Raw genomic sequence first — 374 nt, 5'->3', positions numbered from 1 at the left:
ATATATATCTTTTTTATCTGTATAGTTTTTATAATAATCAAAAAAAAGAAGATCAGGTTTTTCCGTATTGATTTTATTTAATATATCGGCAGCAAATGAAGATTCAATCCAGTCATCGCTGTCTATAAAATAAATATATTTACCGTTAACGCGGTCAATCCCATATTGGCGTGATTTGCCTATTCCTTCGTTTTTTTTATGGTAAACCTTTATTCGTTTGTCTTTTTTTGCGTATTCATCGCATATAGAAGAACTGTTATCTGTTGAGCCGTCGTCAATAATTAAACATTCAAAGTCTGAATATGTTTGAGATATAACGCTGTTTAAGCAGCGTGAAATATACTTTTCATCATTAAAAACAAGAACTATAAATG

The 374-nt window shown here is 29.4% G+C and carries 1 protein-coding gene; it reads right to left on the bottom strand.

All coding sequences use genetic code 11. From position 1 onward, the window contains the following. A partial coding sequence (locus ACYVTD_RS17885) for a glycosyltransferase family 2 protein (protein ID WP_461248960.1) occupies positions 1-374 on the bottom strand: 374 nt, incomplete at both ends.

The organism is Treponema sp. R6D11 (assembly GCF_054786075.1).
Note: the sequence above shows the minus strand (reverse complement) of the source record. Positions and strands in the feature narration are given on the sequence as shown.